This is a genomic window from Salinispora cortesiana (assembly GCF_000484695.1).
GTDB lineage: Bacteria > Actinomycetota > Actinomycetes > Mycobacteriales > Micromonosporaceae > Micromonospora > Micromonospora cortesiana.
Map to the genome: position 1 here is coordinate 44144 of NZ_AXVR01000009.1, position 16021 is coordinate 60164.

The window sequence follows — 16021 nt, forward strand, 5'->3', positions numbered from 1 at the left end:
CGTGCCCGTGGGTGGGACCCCGGCAACGAGCGAATCGGCCGGGGACGGGGCCACCGAAGTCCTTCCGTCGCCACCCCCACCCCGGCTACCGATCTGGCCGCTGGCGTTGATGTTCGGCCTGGTGCCGATCTGGTGGCTGGCCGGCGCGTTCTACCTGGGCTGGCCGCTGCTGGGCGCGGTGCTGCTGGCCCTGCTGCTGGTTCGGGGTCGGGTTCCACTGCCGCCGGGCGCTGGGATCTGGCTGCTCTTCCTCGCCGTCGTCCTGGTCAGCGCCACCCGGCTGGGGTCGCCCAGCTCGGTGTTGACCTTTGGGCTGCGGCTGGGCTTCTACGTCACCGCGCTGGTGGTCGGCGTCTACGTCTACGTGGTGGCCCGGGAACGGGCCGGAGGCAGCGGGGTGCTCCTGCCCCTCTGCGCGTTCTGGCTCGGGTTGGTGGCATTGGGCTGGCTGAGCGTGCTCGCACCCCGGCTCGGCATGACCACCCCGGTGGAGGTCCTGCTGCCCGGCGCGATCGCCGCGGAACCATTCGTCCACGACATGGTCCACCTCTCTACCGCCGAGTACAGCGCCCAGTCGCTGAACCCGATCTACCGTCCCGCGGCGCCGTACGCGTACACCAACAACTACGGCAGCGCGTACGCGATGTTGTTGCCCGGTGTGGTCGCGGTGATCATGCTGCGGCGGCGCGGGGTGCTGCGCTGGCTGCTGCTCGGGTCGCTACCGCTGTCCCTGGCACCGGCCTTCCTCACGTTGAACCGAGCGATGTTCCTCAGCCTCGGCGTCGGCCTGCTGGTGCTCGGGGTTCGGGCCGGTCGGCACGGCAACACCCGGGTCGCCACCTCGATTGTCGGCGTGCTGCTGGTGGGCCTCCTCGCTACCGTTTTCATCCCGGTTACCCAGCTGATCGGGGACCGGGTCGGGAACAGCGGCACCAACACCGACCGGCTCGCCCTCTACGGTGCGGTACTCGGGCGGGTCGGTGACTCGCCGTGGCTCGGCTATGGCGCTCCGGTGAATGTCGACACGGTCTCGGCCCAGGCCCCGATCGGCACCCAGGGACAGTTGTGGATGGTGCTGTTCAGCCACGGGATCCCGGCTCTGCTGTGCTTTCTGGCCTGGTTCGTCGTGGCTGCCCGTTGCTGTGCCCGGGCGGCCTCGCCGGCGGGGCAGTGGCTGGCGATCGTCCCGGTGGTGTGCCTGGTGCAGATCCCCTTCTACGGCATGGCCAACCAGAACCTCGCCGTCGCCTTCTACGTGATCGCCTTCGCCATGGCCCGCATCGAGGGTGAACCGGCACCACGGCCCCGACCCCCGCTGGACCCCGGCCCGGCTGGACCGGCACGAGGGGCGCCCCCGCGGCTGCCGACGACTCTTGACCGGACGGCCGCATGACCGCCGGCACAGCTCCGGCGGCGTCGTCCGGCCGCGCCGCCGGGTGGTCGGACGAGGCGGAGCGCCGGAACAGTGCGCGCAGCGGGGTCGCTGGGCTGCTCGGCGCGGCCACCAGCGGGCTCTTCGGCTTTCTCCTTGCGGTGGTGATCACCCGTGGCTACGGCCCCACCGGCTCCGGCGTCTTCTTCACCGCGATCGGGGTGATCACAGTGGCCACCGCGGTGTGCACGCTGGGTGCCGAGACCGGTCTGCTGTGGGCGCTGCCCCGCCGTACCGCGGCCGGGGGGCGGGGGGACGCCGCCCGGGTGCTGCCGGTGGCCCTGCTCCCACCGTTCGTGGTTGCCGCCGTGGTCGCGTTGGCGGGGGTGCTCGCCGCCGACTCCCTGGCGCCCGGGGTGTTCGGGCCGGCCGCCGGGTCGCAGCTGCTGGCGGTGAGCTTCGCCGCCGTTCCGGTGGTCGTCCTCCTGACGCTGCTGCTCGCCGCGCTGCGGTGCGTCCGGCCGATTCGGGCGTACGTGTCGGTGCAGTTCTTTCTCCTTCCGGTGGCCCGGCCGGTCCTGGTCGGCGTCGCGGTCCTGGTCGGCGGTGGCCTGGTGGCCGGAGTGTCCGCCTGGCTCGCTCCGGCCGCACTGGCCCTGCTGGTCTGCCTGGCCCTGGTCGGGGGGCCGTTGCGCATCGGGCGGGGCGCTCGGCTCCGCCCCGGACCGCGGGACTGGTCAACCTTCTGGCGGTTCGCGCTGCCCCGGGCCGTCTCGGCCGCCATCGACGCCGGCAACCTGTGGATCGGGGTGCTGTTGACCTCGGCACTCGCCGGGGCGGAGGAGGCCGGTGTGTTCGGTGCCGTCGGCCGGTACGTCCTCGCCGGCCAGCTCGCCATGCAGGGGCTGCGGGTGACGGTGGCACCCCGGCTGTCCCGGCTGCTCGGCGCGGGCCAGACGGTCCTCGCGGCGGCCGTGCATCGGCAGTTGACCACCTGGGGGCTGGTGCTCTCCTGGCCGGTGTATCTGCTGCTCGCTGTCTTCGGGGTGGCCTTCCTGGACCTGTTCGGGTCCGGCTTCACCGCCGGAACCACCGCGCTGACCGTCCTCGCACTGGCCATGCTGGTGCGCACGGGTGCGGGCAACGTGCAGAGCCTGCTGCTGATGGGGGGCCGCAGTGGCCTACACCTGGCCGCCACCCTGGGTGGGCTGCTGGTGACGGTCTCGCTCGGCCTGGTGTTGATCCCTGCGCACGGTGCCACCGGGGCGGCGGTGGCCTGGGCGGCGGGCATCCTCACCGAGACCCTCACCGCCGTGACGTACGCCTGGCTCGTGGTGCGGCACCCGCTGGTGGACCCGGCGATGCTGCGCGCGGCGGCGATCACCATCGCCGTGGTGGGCTCCGCCGCCGGGGTGGGGGTGCTGGCCGGCGGGCGGGGCACTCCCGGCCTGCTGGTGGCGGTGGCGGTGCTGGCCGTCGGCGGCGTCGGGGCGTTGTCCCGAATCCGGCCCGACCTCGGGGCGAGCCTGCGGCAACTCCGTGGCGGAGCGATGGCCGTCTCGGCCACCCCCGGCCTACCCGAGCAGAAGGAGAGGTGAGGTCCGTCGTGTCGGCGATGCGGGACCGGGTGAAGCGGTTCGTGCCGGACCAGGTGACCGAGCGGGTGCGGGAGTCCCTCGTTGGCTACGGGGTGCAGACCAGCGACCGGCGGCCACTGCCAGATTTCCTGGTCATCGGCACCAAGCGGGGCGGCACCACGTCACTGTGGAACTATCTGATTCAGCATCCGCTGGTGCCGCGGCTCTTCCCGGCCTGGAACACGAAGTCCACGCACTACTTCGAGGAGCACTGGCGGCGTGGCGAGGCGTGGTACCGCTCGCACTTCCCGACTCGACGCCAGCGGGCGGCGCTACAGCGGCGGCACGGCGGCCCGGTCCGGGCCGGTGAAGCCGCCCCGTTGTACATGTTCCACCCGCTCGCCGCGGAGCGGGTCGCCGCGCTGATGCCGTCGGTCAAGCTGGTCGTGCTGCTGCGCGATCCGGTGCAGCGGGCCTACTCACACTGGAAGGAGCGGCGCACCCACGGCATCGAGCCGCTGGACTTCGCCGCCGCCCTCGCCGCCGAGCCGGGGCGCACCCGGGGGGAGTGGGAGCGGCTGGCTGCCGAGCCGGAGTACGTCAGCGAGGCCTACGACTGGTACACCTACCGGGCCCGGGGCCGCTACCTTGAGCACCTTCAGCCGTGGCTGGACCGGTTCGACCGTACGCAGTTCCTCTTCCTGCGCAGCGAGGACCTCTATCGAGACGCCCGGTCAACGTATCGCCGTACCCTGTCCTTCCTCGGGCTGCCGGCGTACGACCTGGCGAACTTCCGGGTCTACAACGACCGCCGCTCCGCGCCGCTGGACCCGGCACTTCAGGCGGAGCTGACGGCCTACTACCGCCCCTACAACGAGGCGCTGCGGCAGCGGCTCGGAACGGACCTCGACTGGTCGGACGGCGCCTGATGATCGAGCCGGCCACTGCCTCCGCCGACCCGCGGACCCGGACCGACGGGTTGGGTTGGGTCACCCGGGCGGTCTTCGGCGCCGAGCCGGTCGGGCTCACCGTGGACGGTGCGTCGCCGGCTGGGCGCCGGGCGGTGGCGCGGTACGCGATTGTGCCCTCTGTCCGGCGGGCCCAGTTTCTGTTGCCGTTGGGCTCCCCGCGGGCAACGGCGGCGTCGCTGCTGGCGTACAACGCGCTGCGACCACCCCGGGTGCGGGCGGTGCGAGCGGTTCTCGGTGGGCTTGCCCGGCTCGGTGGGGTGGAGCTGGTCCGGTTCCCGGTCTTGACCGTGTCGCTGCCCGATGCGGTCGCCGCGGAGGAGGCGTTGCTGGTCCACCGACTCGCCGCACTGCTGGGCGGGGGAGCCGCGTACGCGGCGTGTGGGGTGCGACCGCCGGATCCGAACCATAAGCCGACCCTGCAGCTGTTCGCCCCGAATGGCCAACCGCTCGGTTTCGCGAAGATCGGCTGGAATGACGCCACCCGGGCCCTGGTGGCCGCCGAGGCGGCGGCCCTGCGGGAACTCCCCGCGCTGGCCCGGGTGCCGGACCACCCGGTGCCGCCGCGGCTGCTGGCCGAGCTCCGGTGGGCCGGGCGCTCCGTCGCGTTGGTGCAGCCGCTGCCACCGGCGGTCCGTGGGTTATCCACCACTGCCGAGCCCGAGGTCGCCGCGGTGCTCGCGGTCGCTCGCCGGGGCCGCCCGCCCGCCCCGCCCCGGCCACTGGCCGGCTCGAGCTTCCTAGCCCGGCTCACCCGGAGCACGCACCGGGCCGCCGCCAGGATGTCGGCCGACACCCGGGCGGTCGTGGCGGCGGACCGGCTGGCTTCGCGGCACGGGGAGACCCCGGTCGAGTTCGGGCACTGGCATGGCGACTGGGTCCCGTGGAACCTCGGTCGGCATGCCGGCCGGCTGGTGGCCTGGGACTGGGAGCACAGTGCCCCGGATGTCCCGGTCGGCTTCGACCTGGCGCACGACGCGTTCCAGCGGGCCCTGGTGCTGCGGGGTTCCTCCGTCGCCGTCGCGGCCGACGCTGTTGATCTCCAACTCCGACGGTACGGCGACGCGCTCGGCCTGAACCGGGCTGGGCAGCGCCTGGTGGCTGACGCGTACCTGCTGGAGCTGTGGCTGCGGACCTGGCGCCTGGCCAACGCCGGGGCGGGCTGGAACCCCGCGCTGCACCCCGCTCTGCTGGAGCTCTTCGCGCAGCGGAACCAATGGTGACAGTCCGGTTACCCGATGTCCCCACGGCGCGATACGTGGTCTGCTTTCGCAAGCCATCGATCGGAGCCGAAGCGGACCGAAGGAAGTGGACGGTGAGGCGCGCATGGAGAGGTACCCCAGGGGTCGCGGCGACTCCCCGGTCCTGCTGCTCGTCGGGTCGAGCGGTGGGCACCTGGCCCAGCTGCTGGCGCTGCGTTCCTGGTATGAGCGCTGGCGTCGCTGCTGGGTAACCTTCGACACCCCGGACGCACTTTCCCGGCTCTCGGGGGAGGAGGTCGTCTCGGCTCATCACCCGACCACCCGCAACGTGCCCAACCTGGTGCGCAACGCGGTGCTGGCGGTACGGCTGCTGCGGCGGCATCGGGTCGCCGCGGTAGTGACGACCGGAGCCGGGGTTGCGGTGCCGTTCGTGGTCTTCGCCTGGCTGCGGCGAATTCCCACCGTCTATGTGGAGGTGTATGACCGGATCGACACCCCGACCCTGACCGCGCGCCTGTGTCGCCCGTTCCTCTCCGCGATGCTCGTGCAGTGGGAGGAGCAACGCCGGCACTACCCGGAGGCGACTGTGGTGGGGCCGCTGCTGTGAGCGTGGAGGGTGTGGCGGAGCGACGACGCGCGATGCCAGGTTTCGTCAGCCCGGGTAGAGGGGGGACGCGGTGAGTACGAAGCGAGTCGCGACGCCGGTGGGGTCCGAGCCCAGCCGCGTTCCCCGGCAACGGGACCGGTCTGGTGTCGGTCGGGTGCAGCAGGTACTGGTCGTCGTCGGTACCGACAAGCACCCGTTTGACCGGCTGGTCGACTGGCTTCAGAGCTGGCAACCCACCGTCCCCGACCGCGTGGTCTTGACCGTCCAGCATGGTCACACCGGAGCGGCCGAAGTTCCCGGCGCGGTGGCCTTTCTGGGGCACGACGAGCTCCAGGCGGCGATCTCCGCAGCCGACCTCGTGATCTGTCACGGCGGCCCGGCCACGATTCTGGAGGTCCGTCAGCTTGGCCGGGTGCCGATTGTGGTCCCCCGGGATCCGGCCCACGGCGAACACGTTGATGACCACCAGCTGCGCTTCGCGCGTCGGCTCGGGGCGGCGGGCCTGGTGGTGGTGTGTGAGACCCGAGCGGCGTTCGTGGCGGAGCTCACTGCTGGTCTGGCCGAGCCGTCCCGGTTCGTCGTCCGGGCGGACCCCGATTCGGCCCGGGTGCGGGAGGCCGCCGTGGCCCGGGTTGGTGAGATCGTGGAGAAGTTGGTGGCCGCGGCGAACGGCCGACGGTCCTGGTGGTGGCCGTGGTCACGGTCGCCTCGGAGCGGAGCGCGAGGATGACCGCGCTGCCGGAGGTGAGCGCACAGCCAAGGGTGAGTGCGGTGGTGCCCACCCGGGACCGTCCGGAGCTGTTGCGGGCCGCGGTCCGCGCCCTCCTCGACCAGGACTACCCAGGTGAGCTCGAGGTGGTCGTCGTGTACGACCGTTCGGGGCCGGATCCGACCCTGACTGAGCTGTCCCGACCGGGTCGGCCGGTCCGGGTCACCGAGAACGGCCGGACACCCGGCCTCGCGGGCGCCCGCAACACCGGCACCCTGGCCGCCACCGGCGAGTTGATCGCCTTCTGTGACGACGACGACGAGTGGCTGCCCGGCAAGCTGTGGGCGCAGGTTGCGGCGCTCACCACCACTCCGGGCGCCGAGTTCGTCTCGGGTGGCATCCGGGTGAGCTACGACGGACAAACCGTCGACCGGTCGCTGTCTCGGGACCGGATCACCCTCGCTGACCTGTTGCGGGATCGGATGACCGAGCTGCACCCGTCAACCTTCCTGTTCCGCGCCGCCGTGCTCCGGGACGGCTTCGGACTGGTCAACGAGGAGATTCCGGGCAGCTACGCCGAGGACTACGAGTTCCTGCTGCGGGCGGCCCGCCGGGCACCGTTGGTCAACCTGCGCACCCCGCTGGTGCTGGTGCGTTGGCACCACCGGTCGTATTTCATGCAGCGCTGGGACACCATCTCGGCGGCGCTGCAGTGGCTGCTGGAACGCTACCCGGAGTTCGGCAGCCAGCCGGCCGGTGCGGCCCGGGTGGCGGGGCAGATCGCCTTTGCGCGCGCCGCCTCCGGTGACCGCCAGGGCGCGCTGCGCTGGGCCCGCCGTACCCTCCGGGGCAATCCGCGGGAGCCACGGGCGTACCTGGCGCTCGCGGTGGCCGGGCGGGTGGTCCGGGCGGACGCGGTGCTGCGCGCCCTGCACAAGCGCGGCCGGGGCATCTAATCCCGTAGACGCAGTAGGTTAGGAGCTCGTTCGATGGCATTTCACTCGTTGAGATTCCGGCTGGTGGACTCACCTTCCTCGGTTGGTGCCAAACGGAGGGCGCGACGGGCGGCCTGGCTCTCCGAGACGTTTCCCGACCTGGCCGAGATGAATGTCCTTGATCTTGGTGGACGGGTGGAGAGCTGGGCAACGGTGCCGGTCCGACCAGCGCACGTGCACGTGGTGAATCTGGAGCCGTTGCCGACGGAGCTGCCAGGCTGGGCTGAAGCCGATCATGCCGATGCATGCGAACTGCCGAAGCGTATTCTTGGCCGTCGGTACGACCTTGTTTTCAGCAACAGTGTCCTGGAGCATGTCGGCGGGTACGAACGGCGTCGTCGGATGGCGGAGGCGATTCGTGAGCTGGCCCCTGAGTACTGGGTACAGACCCCGTACCGGTACTTTCCGATAGAGCCACACTGGGTGGCTCCCGCCATGCAGTTCCTGCCGGTGTCAGCACGGGTGGTGGTGGCGCGGAAGTGGCCCCTGGCCTACACGCCGGGCAAGTCGTACGAGGCGGCCATGCGGCAGGTCCTGACGACCGAATTGATCGGTCGGGCAGAGTTGCGCTACCTCTTTCCGGACGCTCGCATCCGTAGCGAGCGTCTGCTCGGCCTCACCAAATCGTTGATTGCGATTCGAAAATCTCCGTCGGCGTGACCGGCGCGCGGTTCATCGTGGCCGAGTCATCGGGCCACGGTGTTACGCTCGCATCGCGGGAGCGGTTAAGGAATGCGCGACCCTGTTTTGGGATGGCTCTATTGGATTGGGATGATCTAACCTACCCGGAGGTTGGTGCCTCAGCGGGCGTCCTGCCGTCCGGGTATCGGCACGTCCACCGCAGCGCTTTTCTTGGTGCGGATGTTCGGGTCTTTGACCAGGCTGTCCGCGCATTGCTTCGGTGGCGCATGCACCGTCGGGCTGGGGTTGGCGTTGATCGCCCAGATCTGCGGCCCCAGCCGGGTGCGGACTTTCGGCTGAGAATCGGGTGGCGAGGGCTGTTGGTGCAGGCTCCCTGCCGCATTATCTATACGATTGACGAGGATGATCGCGCGGGCTTTGCCTACGGTACGTTACCGGGGCATCCCGAATGTGGCGAGGAGGCATTTCTGGTTCGTCGGGACGGGGGCGGGCGGTCTTACTTCGAGGTGCGGGCCTTTTCGCGGCCGGCTTCGCTGGCTGCTCGAATAGCTGGGCCGCTGGGTCGGCTCGCGCAGGATGTAATAACGTCGAGATATCTTGGCGCGATGCGGTCCCTGTCCCGGGTTTGACTGACCGGCTCCCACCACTTGGGCGACCGCTCCCGACCTGAGCAACCACTCCCGACCTGCCTGGGCGGCCTACGGCGGCGGCTGATCCCCGTCACTGCGGCGTTCTCGCCGATCGGCGGAGGCCGCCCGCAGTCTTTCGTACCACTGGGGGGTCATCGCCGGGTCGAAGATCCGGGCGACCAGGACGTCGGTTGACGAGTGCGCCAGGATCGACAACACGACGGTCAGCGCCACCAGGTGGAACACCTGGTCTCCCGCGGCGATACCGGCCTGGAGCACCAGCAGACCGTAGACCACCGAGGCGAAACCCTTCGGGCCGAACCACATGGCGGCGAATTGCTCGGTGCGGCTTAGGTTCGAACCGAGGAACGACACGGCGAGCGCGAGTGGGCGGGCCACCACGATGGCCAACACCGCGAAGAGCCAGCCGGTCCAGTTGATCTCACTGAGGAACTGCACCGAGATCAGGGCCCCGAACACCAGCAGGGCGGCGAGCTTGAACACTTCGGCGATCAGCTCGCCGAAGTGTTCGAAGCTCTCCCGCTGTTGCTCGCCGAAGGTGGCCACGGTGATGCCGGCGGCGAACGCGGCGAGGAACAGGTTGGCGTGGGTGATCAGCCCCAGCGCGAGGACCAGCAGGCCGATCGCCACGCCGTTGAGGGGCTCGTACTGGGTGGAGGCGGAGAAGTACCGCCCCTTCTCCAGCCGTAGGGCCAGCCATGGCACCGCCACCCCGATCACCAGGCCCAGGAGCAGCTCGATGCCCAACTCGTCGAGGTGCAGGTCGTCGGAGCCCTCGACGACCGCCAGGAAGAGGATGACGAACGGCAGTGCGAGTCCGTCGTTGATGCCGGACTCGACGTTGAGCAGGTGTCGCAGTCGGCGCGGAACACCCACGTTGCCGACCAGGGCGGCGGCGAAGACCGGGTCGGTGGGGGCGAGGACCGCCCCGATCAGCAGCGCCTCCGGCCAGTCGAGCCCGGCCACGTAGTGCGCCAACACGGCGGTGATCCCCAGGGTCAGCGGTAGCCCCCAGCCGAGCGCCCGCCCGGGCAGCCGCCACGCCGAGCGCAGGTCGGCGAAGCCGACTCGCATGCCGTCGGTGAAGAGCACGGTGAAGAGTGCCAGCTCGGCGAGGGTGGCGACGATCTCGCTGTCGGCGGTGATCTCCAGGACACCGGTGGTGTCCGGACCGAGGAGGAAGCCGGCCAGGAGGAAGAGCACGGCGGTGGAGAGGATGCTGCGGTGCGCGAGGCTGGACAGCAGGACGGCCAGCAGCAGCACGGCTGCGAACGCGAGGAGCAGCACCGGGGCCTCCGGGTGGGTCGAAACCACGTCGTCGCCGACCAGACTTCCGGGAGGCCGCCAAGATCGTACGGATTCGCTGCCAACGGGGTGATCGTGACCGTCCCGCGGACAGTCGTGTCCGCAAGGCGGGACGGGGCGGGTGTGGCACCGGGTGCCGACCGGACATGCCAAACTGGCCGTTGTGTTGCGCTGGTTGACTGCAGGGGAATCACACGGTCCCGCTCTCGTCGCGTTGCTCGAGGGGGTGCCGGCCGGGGTCGAGGTGACCACCGAGGAGATCGCTGGTGAGCTGGCCCGGCGTCGACTCGGCTACGGGCGGGGTGCCCGGATGGCGTTCGAACAGGACGAGGTCGAGATCATCGGGGGGCTGCGGCATGGGGTGACCCTGGGCAGCCCGGTGGCGATCCGGGTCGGCAACTCCGAGTGGCCCAAGTGGCGCACGGTGATGTCCGCCGATCCGGTCGACTCGGCGGAGCTGGCCGGACAGGCCCGGAACGCGCCGCTGACCCGTCCCCGACCGGGGCACGCCGACCTGGCTGGCATGCAGAAGTACGGGCACACCGACGCCCGCCCGATCCTTGAGCGGGCCAGCGCCCGGGAGACGGCTGCCCGGGTCGCCGTCGGCACCGTCGCCAAGGCGCTGCTCCGGCAGGCGCTGGGCATCGAGGTCGTCTCGCACGTCGTGGAGTTGGGGATAGTCGCCACGAAGCCGGGGCTGCGACCCAGCCCGGCGGACGCCGAGCGGATCGACGCGGACCCGCTGCGCTGTCTGGACCCGGAGGCGAGCCTCCGGATGGTCGCCGAGGTTGACGCCGCGAAGAAGGACGCCGACACGCTCGGCGGCGTGGTCGAGGTGCTCGCGTACGGGGTGCCCCCGGGGCTCGGTAGCCACGTGCAGTGGGACCGGAAGCTGGACGCCCGGCTGGCCACCGCGCTGATGTCCATTCAGGCGATCAAGGGGGTGGAGATCGGCGACGGCTGGCAGCAGGCGCGTTCCCGGGGCTCCGTCGCGCACGACGAGATCATCCCCACCGCGACCGGTGTCCGGCGGGCCACCGACCGGGCCGGCGGCCTGGAGGGGGGCATCACCACCGGTGAGCCGCTGCGGGTGCGGGCCGCGATGAAGCCGATCTCCTCCCTGAACCGCGCGCTGTCGACGGTGGATATCACCTCCGGCGAGCCCGCCACCGCGATCAACCAGCGCTCGGACGTGTGCGCGGTTCCGGCCGCGGGGGTCGTCGCCGAGGCGATGGTGGCGCTGGTGCTGGCCGAGGCGGCGGTGGAGAAGCTCGGCGGCGACTCGGTGGCCGAGCAGCGCCGAAACCTCGTCGGCTACCTCGAAGCGTTGGTTGTCCGCTGATGGCGCCGGTCTGCGTCCTGGTCGGCGCACCCGGCTCGGGTAAAACCACCGTCGGGCGGGCACTCGCTGAATTGCTCGGAGTGGAGTTTCGGGACACCGATCTCGACATCGAGGCGATGGCGGGCAAGCCGATCTCGGAGATCTTCATCGACGAGGGGGAGGCGCACTTCCGTACCCTCGAACGGGCGGCGGTGGCGACGGCGCTCGCCGCTGCCACCGGCGTGCTCGCCCTCGGTGGTGGCGCCGTGCTCGCCGAACAGACCCGGTCGGCGCTGGTGGGGCACACCGTCGTGTACCTCTCGGTGGAGCTGCCCGACGCGGTACGCCGGGTCGGGCTCGGTGCGGGGCGACCCCTGCTCGCGGTCAACCCACGGGCCACCCTCAAACACCTGCTGGAGCAGCGCCGGCCGCACTACGCGGCGGTGGCGACGGCGACGGTGGTGACCGACGGCCGGACGCCGGAGCAGCTCGCGGCCGAGGTCGCCGCGCTGCTTCCCGCCTGACGGGCGCCATGGTCCAGTCGGGCGGTCTACGGTTCGGGACGCGGTGCCCGTCGCCGCCTTCGGCCCGGTCGGCTCAGCTAGGCTGCGCGCGATGGACGAGATAACCCGGATCGTGGTTGGTGGTGACCAACCGTACGACGTGCTGGTGGGGCGGGATCTGTTCGACCCGCCAGAGTTGCTGCCGGGCGCGCAGCGGCTGGCCGTGCTGTACGCGCCGCCGATGCAGGGCCGGGCCGAGCAGCTGGCGGAGCGGACCCGGGCGGCCGGCGTGACGCCGCTGCTGGTCGAGGTGCCGGACGCGGAGGCGGGCAAGCACATCGAGGTCGCCGCCAGCTGTTGGGAACGGCTCGGTGCAGCGGGCTTCACCCGCGCCGACGCCGTCGTTGGTGTGGGCGGCGGCGCGGTTACCGACCTGGCTGGCTTCGTCGCGGCCTGCTGGCTGCGCGGGGTGCGCTGGGTGCCGGTGGCGACGTCGCTGCTGGCCATGGTTGACGCGGCGGTAGGAGGCAAGACCGGGATCAACACCTCCGCCGGCAAGAACCTGGTCGGTGCCTTCCACCCGCCGGCCGGGGTGATCTGTGACCTGACTGCGCTGGACAGCCTCTCTCCGGTCGACCTGGCCGCGGGAATGGCCGAGGTGGTCAAGTGTGGCTTCATCGCCGACCCGGTGATCCTGGAGCTGGTCGAGCGGGAGCCCGCCGTCGCCGTTGACCCAGCGGGGCCGGTGCTCCGGGAGTTGGTCGAGCGGGCGATCCGGGTCAAGGCGCAGGTTGTCGCCGGCGACCTTCGCGAGTCGGGGGCCCGGGAGATACTGAACTACGGGCACACCCTGGCGCACGCCATCGAGAAGGTGGAGGGCTACCGCTGGCGGCACGGCCACGCGGTTGCGGTGGGGTTGGTCTACGCGGCGACCCTGGCCCAGCTCGAAGGCCGGCTGGACGCGCAGACCGCGCAGCGGCACCGGGCGGTGGTGGGTGCGCTCGGCCTGCCCACCGGATATCGGGCGGAGGCCTGGCCGGACCTGCTCGCCACGATGCGGGTGGACAAGAAGGCGCGGGGCAGCATCCTGCGCTTCGTGGTGTTGGCCGGGCTCGCCCGCCCGACGATTCTCGAGGCGCCCTCCGACGAGCTGCTGTACGCCGCCTACCAGGAGATCGCCGAATGAGGGTGTACGTGCTCAACGGGCCCAACCTGGGCCGCCTGGGCACCCGGCAACCGGAGGTCTACGGCACCACCACCTACGCCGACCTGGTCGAGCTGTGCCAGCAGACCGGGCGGGAGCTGGGGCTGGAGGTGGTCGTCCGGCAGACCGACGCCGAGCATGAGCTGCTCGGCTGGCTGCATGAGGCTGCTGACCTGGGCGCTTGCGTGGTGCTCAACCCCGCCGCCTGGTCGCACTACTCGATCGCGGTACGGGACGCCTGCGCCCTGCTGCGTGCCCCGTTGGTCGAGGTGCACCTCTCCAACATTCATGCCCGGGAGGCGTTCCGGCACCACTCGGTGGTCTCGGCGGTGGCGACCGGGGTGATCTGTGGGCTGGGCGTGGACGGCTACCGCCTGGCGCTGCACCACCTGGCGGCCCGGGTCCGCTGACCGTCGGCGGGGGCCGCGCTTGCTCGGGCGAGCCTGTCCGAACGCGGCCTAGTAGACTTGCCGGGTCTGTCCGCCACCTTATGATCAAGGCAGGAAATGGCCACCACCAACGACCTGAAAAACGGCATGGTACTCAACCTCGACGGTGAGCTCTGGGCCGTCGTCGAGTTCCAGCACGTCAAGCCCGGAAAGGGTGGTGCGTTCGTGCGCACCACGCTAAAGAACGTGCTCTCCGGCAAGGTGGTCGACAAGACCTTCAATGCGGGCACCAAGGTCGAGACCGCGACCGTTGACAAGCGTACGATGCAGTACCTGTACGCCGACGGCGAGGACTTCGTCTTCATGGACCTGGAGACGTTCGACCAGATCAATGTGCTCGGCGACACAGTCGGCGAGGCCGCGAACTATCTGCTGCCCGAGGCCGAGGCGACGGTCGCCACCCACGAGGGGGTGCCGCTCTACGTGGAGCTGCCGACAAGCGTGGTGCTCGAGATCACGTATACCGAGCCGGGCCTCCAGGGAGACCGTTCGACCGGTGGTAGCAAGCCGGCCACGGTCGAGACCGGCGCGACCGTGCAGGTGCCGCTCTTCATCACCACCGGCGAGAAGATCAAGGTCGACACCCGCGACGGCCGTTACCTCGGCCGCGCCTGATGGCCGAGGGGCCCAAGCAGCAGATGCCGGCGCGCCGAAAGGCGCGCAAACGGGCGCTGGACGTGCTCTTCGAGGCGGACCTGCGGGGCCGTCCACCGGTTGAGGTGCTCGCCGGCTATGTGGAGCGGATCGAGAAGCCCCGACCGGAGCATCTGGGCTACGCGGTTGGCCTGGTTGAGGGGGTCGCTGCCCACCTGGACCGGGTGGACGAGCTGATCGCCAGCTACGCCGAGGGGTGGACGCTGGACCGGATGCCGACCGTTGATCGGAACCTCGCCCGGATCGCGGTCTACGAACTGCTCTACGTGGACGAGATCGACGATGCGGTGGCGATCAGCGAGGCGGTGGAGCTGGCCCGGCAGATGTCGACCGATGATTCACCGCGGTTTCTCAACGGCATCCTCGGCCGGATCGCGGAGTACGCCACCCGGTAGCCGCCACCCGGAGGATTCTGGCTCGGAAGCGAGCTGGCCACCGGAAGTGGACCGGATAGTCGAAAGGGCCCGTGCCGATCGGCACGGGCCCTTTCGGGTGGCACTACTCAGGAGGCGAAGAACGCCCGGGGGTCGGCGACGAGGACGCCGTGCTCGTTCAGCCGCTCGATTAGGCCAGACGGCGAGGCGTCGTAGACAATCGCCAGGGCGCGCAGGTCGTCGGCGCGGATCGACAGCACTCGGCCGTTGTAGTCGCCGCGCTGCTGCTGGATCGCACGGGCGTACCGGGCGACGTAGGCGAGGTCCTCCGAGGCCTCGTCGTAGAGCCGCTCGAGGTCCAGCACGATCTTGCTGGTTGGCTCGTGGCGGACGCCACTGCCGTCGGGCAGTAGCTCGGAGACGGGAACACGGTAGAAGTCGGCCAGCTCGGCCAGGCGGGACACGGTGACGGCTCGGTCACCGCGCTCGTACGAGCCAACCACGACGGCCTTCCACCGTCCGTTGGACTTTTCCTCTACGCCCTGCAGGGACAGGCCCTGCTGCTGGCGAATGGAGCGCAGGCGGGCGCCCAGCGACTTGGCGTACTCAGAGGGCATTCGGACACTCCCAGTGCTGCTCGGGGTTCTCCCGTCGATCGCTACGGAGCGTGACGGTACGGGGATTGGGACAGTCGGTCAAGTGGTCGTGAACTTTCCTGTTTCATCCTGGGGGAGTTGTCCCAGTTTCGCCGTTCTGCTGCCGGGCCCTCGGCCGGCGACGGTCGAGACGGTGACCACTGGTAACGTTGCCCGAAGCCCCGGCCCGGTCCGTTCGCGGTCCGCGCCGGTACCCCGACATCCTTTAACGACCCGTCCCGTGAGGCGGGGAAGGAGGTCTGCCGTGGCATACCCACCGGCTGCCCACTCGTCGACCACCCAGCAACCCTCGGTGAAGGTGATACTCACCAGCGCCGACGTGCAGCGCGTGGTGGACCGCATCGCCCACCAGATCCTCGAGAAGACCCAGGGCGCCCAACAGACCGTCCTGCTCGGGATCCCCACCCGGGGAGTACCGCTCGCCCGGCGGCTCGCCGCCCGGATCAGCGCCTTTGAGGGGGTGGACGTCCCGGTCGGGGTGCTCGACATCACCCTCTACCGGGACGATCTGCGTCAGCACGCCACCCGCGCGGTCGGCCCCACCGACGTTCCCGCCGGCGGTATCGACGGTCGACGAGTCGTCCTCGTCGACGATGTCCTCTTCTCCGGCCGAACCGTGCGGGCGGCGCTCGACGCGCTGAACGACGTCGGCCGCCCAGCGTCGGTCCAGCTCGCCGTCCTGGTCGATCGGGGCCACCGGGAGCTGCCCATCCGCGCCGACTACGTGGGTAAGAACATCCCGACCGCCCTCGCGGAGAGTGTCCGGGTCACCCTGGCGGAGCCCGACGGCGTGGACGAGGTCCGGCTCTACGGCGGTGACCGGTGAGGCCGCG

Annotated in this window: 18 protein-coding genes; 16 read left to right on the forward strand and 2 right to left on the reverse strand. The window is 70.7% G+C overall.

Translation table 11 applies throughout. From position 1 onward, the window contains the following. Positions 1-7: 7 nt before the first annotated feature. The 9 genes from K228_RS0106640 (at position 8) to K228_RS26845 (ending at position 8701) form a co-directional block, all read left to right on the forward strand. Positions 8-1393, forward strand: a complete 1386-nt coding sequence (locus K228_RS0106640) for an O-antigen ligase family protein (protein ID WP_025617719.1) — start codon at positions 8-10, stop codon at positions 1391-1393. Then, entirely contained in the window at positions 1390-2970 is a 1581-nt protein-coding gene (locus K228_RS0106645) for a lipopolysaccharide biosynthesis protein (protein ID WP_025617720.1), read from the forward strand. Before K228_RS0106640 ends, K228_RS0106645 begins: the two co-directional genes overlap by 4 nt. Before the next feature lie 8 nt (positions 2971-2978). Continuing rightward, positions 2979-3878 carry a sulfotransferase domain-containing protein gene (locus tag K228_RS0106650; protein ID WP_025617721.1) on the forward strand — a complete coding sequence of 300 codons (900 nt, stop codon included), beginning with the start codon at positions 2979-2981 and terminating at the stop codon, positions 3876-3878. Continuing rightward, positions 3878-5140, forward strand: a complete 1263-nt coding sequence (locus K228_RS0106655; RefSeq protein WP_025617722.1) for a hypothetical protein — start codon at positions 3878-3880, stop codon at positions 5138-5140. The genes K228_RS0106650 and K228_RS0106655 overlap by 1 nt, the downstream gene beginning before the upstream one ends. A 103-nt stretch (positions 5141-5243) precedes the next feature. Continuing rightward, positions 5244-5726, forward strand: a complete 483-nt coding sequence (locus K228_RS0106660; protein WP_025617723.1) for a glycosyltransferase family protein — start codon at positions 5244-5246, stop codon at positions 5724-5726. Between the two features lie 70 nt (positions 5727-5796). Beyond that, complete coding sequence (locus tag K228_RS0106665; RefSeq protein WP_029723391.1) at positions 5797-6456, forward strand: glycosyltransferase; 660 nt, start codon at positions 5797-5799, stop codon at positions 6454-6456. Continuing rightward, the gene (locus K228_RS0106670) at positions 6453-7391 is read left to right on the forward strand and encodes a glycosyltransferase family 2 protein (protein WP_050580954.1); all 939 of its coding nucleotides are present in this window, start codon (positions 6453-6455) and stop codon (positions 7389-7391) included. The genes K228_RS0106665 and K228_RS0106670 overlap by 4 nt, the downstream gene beginning before the upstream one ends. A 33-nt stretch (positions 7392-7424) precedes the next feature. Continuing rightward, positions 7425-8090, forward strand: coding sequence for a class I SAM-dependent methyltransferase (locus K228_RS0106675; protein WP_025617726.1), 666 nt, complete (start codon positions 7425-7427; stop codon positions 8088-8090). Between the two features lie 92 nt (positions 8091-8182). Beyond that, positions 8183-8701 carry a DUF1990 domain-containing protein gene (locus K228_RS26845; RefSeq protein WP_080671550.1) on the forward strand — a complete coding sequence of 173 codons (519 nt, stop codon included), beginning with the start codon at positions 8183-8185 and terminating at the stop codon, positions 8699-8701. Between the two features lie 69 nt (positions 8702-8770). Here the strand turns inward: K228_RS26845 and K228_RS0106685 are convergent, their stop codons facing one another. Further along, on the reverse strand, positions 8771-10036 hold the full coding sequence (locus K228_RS0106685) for a cation:proton antiporter (RefSeq protein WP_025617728.1): 1266 nt from the start codon (positions 10034-10036) through the stop codon (positions 8771-8773). Positions 10037-10190: 154 nt separating this feature from the next. On the opposite strand from K228_RS0106685, the gene aroC reads away from it, so the two are divergent. The 6 genes from aroC (at position 10191) to nusB (ending at position 14553) form a co-directional block, all read left to right on the forward strand. Continuing rightward, the gene (gene aroC, locus K228_RS0106690) at positions 10191-11369 is read left to right on the forward strand and encodes a chorismate synthase (protein WP_033776594.1); all 1179 of its coding nucleotides are present in this window, start codon (positions 10191-10193) and stop codon (positions 11367-11369) included. Next, complete coding sequence (locus K228_RS0106695) at positions 11369-11872, forward strand: shikimate kinase (protein ID WP_025617730.1); 504 nt, start codon at positions 11369-11371, stop codon at positions 11870-11872. Before aroC ends, K228_RS0106695 begins: the two co-directional genes overlap by 1 nt. Positions 11873-11963: 91 nt before the next feature. Next, positions 11964-13037 (forward strand): 3-dehydroquinate synthase, encoded by a 1074-nt coding sequence (aroB, locus tag K228_RS0106700; RefSeq protein ID WP_025617731.1) that lies wholly within the window; start codon positions 11964-11966, stop codon positions 13035-13037. Further along, positions 13034-13465 (forward strand): type II 3-dehydroquinate dehydratase, encoded by a 432-nt coding sequence (gene aroQ / locus K228_RS0106705; RefSeq protein ID WP_025617732.1) that lies wholly within the window; start codon positions 13034-13036, stop codon positions 13463-13465. Before aroB ends, aroQ begins: the two co-directional genes overlap by 4 nt. 96 nt (positions 13466-13561) lie before the next feature. After that, on the forward strand, positions 13562-14119 hold the full coding sequence (gene efp, locus K228_RS0106710; RefSeq protein ID WP_011905742.1) for an elongation factor P: 558 nt from the start codon (positions 13562-13564) through the stop codon (positions 14117-14119). A 23-nt stretch (positions 14120-14142) separates the two neighbouring features. Further along, positions 14143-14553 carry a transcription antitermination factor NusB gene (gene nusB / locus K228_RS0106715; RefSeq protein ID WP_180199258.1) on the forward strand — a complete coding sequence of 137 codons (411 nt, stop codon included), beginning with the start codon at positions 14143-14145 and terminating at the stop codon, positions 14551-14553. 107 nt (positions 14554-14660) lie between these two features. Here nusB and bldD read toward each other — a convergent pair whose 3' ends face one another. After that, a complete protein-coding gene (gene bldD / locus K228_RS0106720; protein WP_011905744.1) occupies positions 14661-15149 on the reverse strand; it encodes a transcriptional regulator BldD in 489 nt (162 codons plus the stop codon). Between the two features lie 283 nt (positions 15150-15432). Between bldD and pyrR the strand changes: the two genes are divergently transcribed. Then, complete coding sequence (gene pyrR, locus K228_RS0106725) at positions 15433-16014, forward strand: bifunctional pyr operon transcriptional regulator/uracil phosphoribosyltransferase PyrR (RefSeq protein WP_025617733.1); 582 nt, start codon at positions 15433-15435, stop codon at positions 16012-16014. Positions 16015-16021 lie beyond the last annotated feature (7 nt).

What these genes read in the sequence shown, in the direction of transcription:
- K228_RS0106645 (WP_025617720.1), top strand. Translation starts at nt 1,390, where the DNA reads ATGACCGCCGGCACAGCTCCGGCGGCGTCGTCCGGCCGCGCCGCCGGG.
- K228_RS0106655 (WP_025617722.1), top strand. Translation starts at nt 3,878, where the DNA reads ATGATCGAGCCGGCCACTGCCTCCGCCGACCCGCGGACCCGGACCGAC.
- K228_RS0106660 (WP_025617723.1), top strand. Translation starts at nt 5,244, where the DNA reads ATGGAGAGGTACCCCAGGGGTCGCGGCGACTCCCCGGTCCTGCTGCTC.
- K228_RS0106670 (WP_050580954.1), top strand. Translation starts at nt 6,453, where the DNA reads ATGACCGCGCTGCCGGAGGTGAGCGCACAGCCAAGGGTGAGTGCGGTG.
- K228_RS0106675 (WP_025617726.1), top strand. Translation starts at nt 7,425, where the DNA reads ATGGCATTTCACTCGTTGAGATTCCGGCTGGTGGACTCACCTTCCTCG.
- K228_RS26845 (WP_080671550.1), top strand. Translation starts at nt 8,183, where the DNA reads ATGGCTCTATTGGATTGGGATGATCTAACCTACCCGGAGGTTGGTGCC.
- K228_RS0106695 (WP_025617730.1), top strand. Translation starts at nt 11,369, where the DNA reads ATGGCGCCGGTCTGCGTCCTGGTCGGCGCACCCGGCTCGGGTAAAACC.
- aroB (WP_025617731.1), top strand. Translation starts at nt 11,964, where the DNA reads ATGGACGAGATAACCCGGATCGTGGTTGGTGGTGACCAACCGTACGAC.
- aroQ (WP_025617732.1), top strand. Translation starts at nt 13,034, where the DNA reads ATGAGGGTGTACGTGCTCAACGGGCCCAACCTGGGCCGCCTGGGCACC.
- efp (WP_011905742.1), top strand. Translation starts at nt 13,562, where the DNA reads ATGGCCACCACCAACGACCTGAAAAACGGCATGGTACTCAACCTCGAC.
- nusB (WP_180199258.1), top strand. Translation starts at nt 14,143, where the DNA reads ATGCCGGCGCGCCGAAAGGCGCGCAAACGGGCGCTGGACGTGCTCTTC.
- bldD (WP_011905744.1), bottom strand. Translation starts at nt 15,149, where the DNA reads ATGCCCTCTGAGTACGCCAAGTCGCTGGGCGCCCGCCTGCGCTCCATT.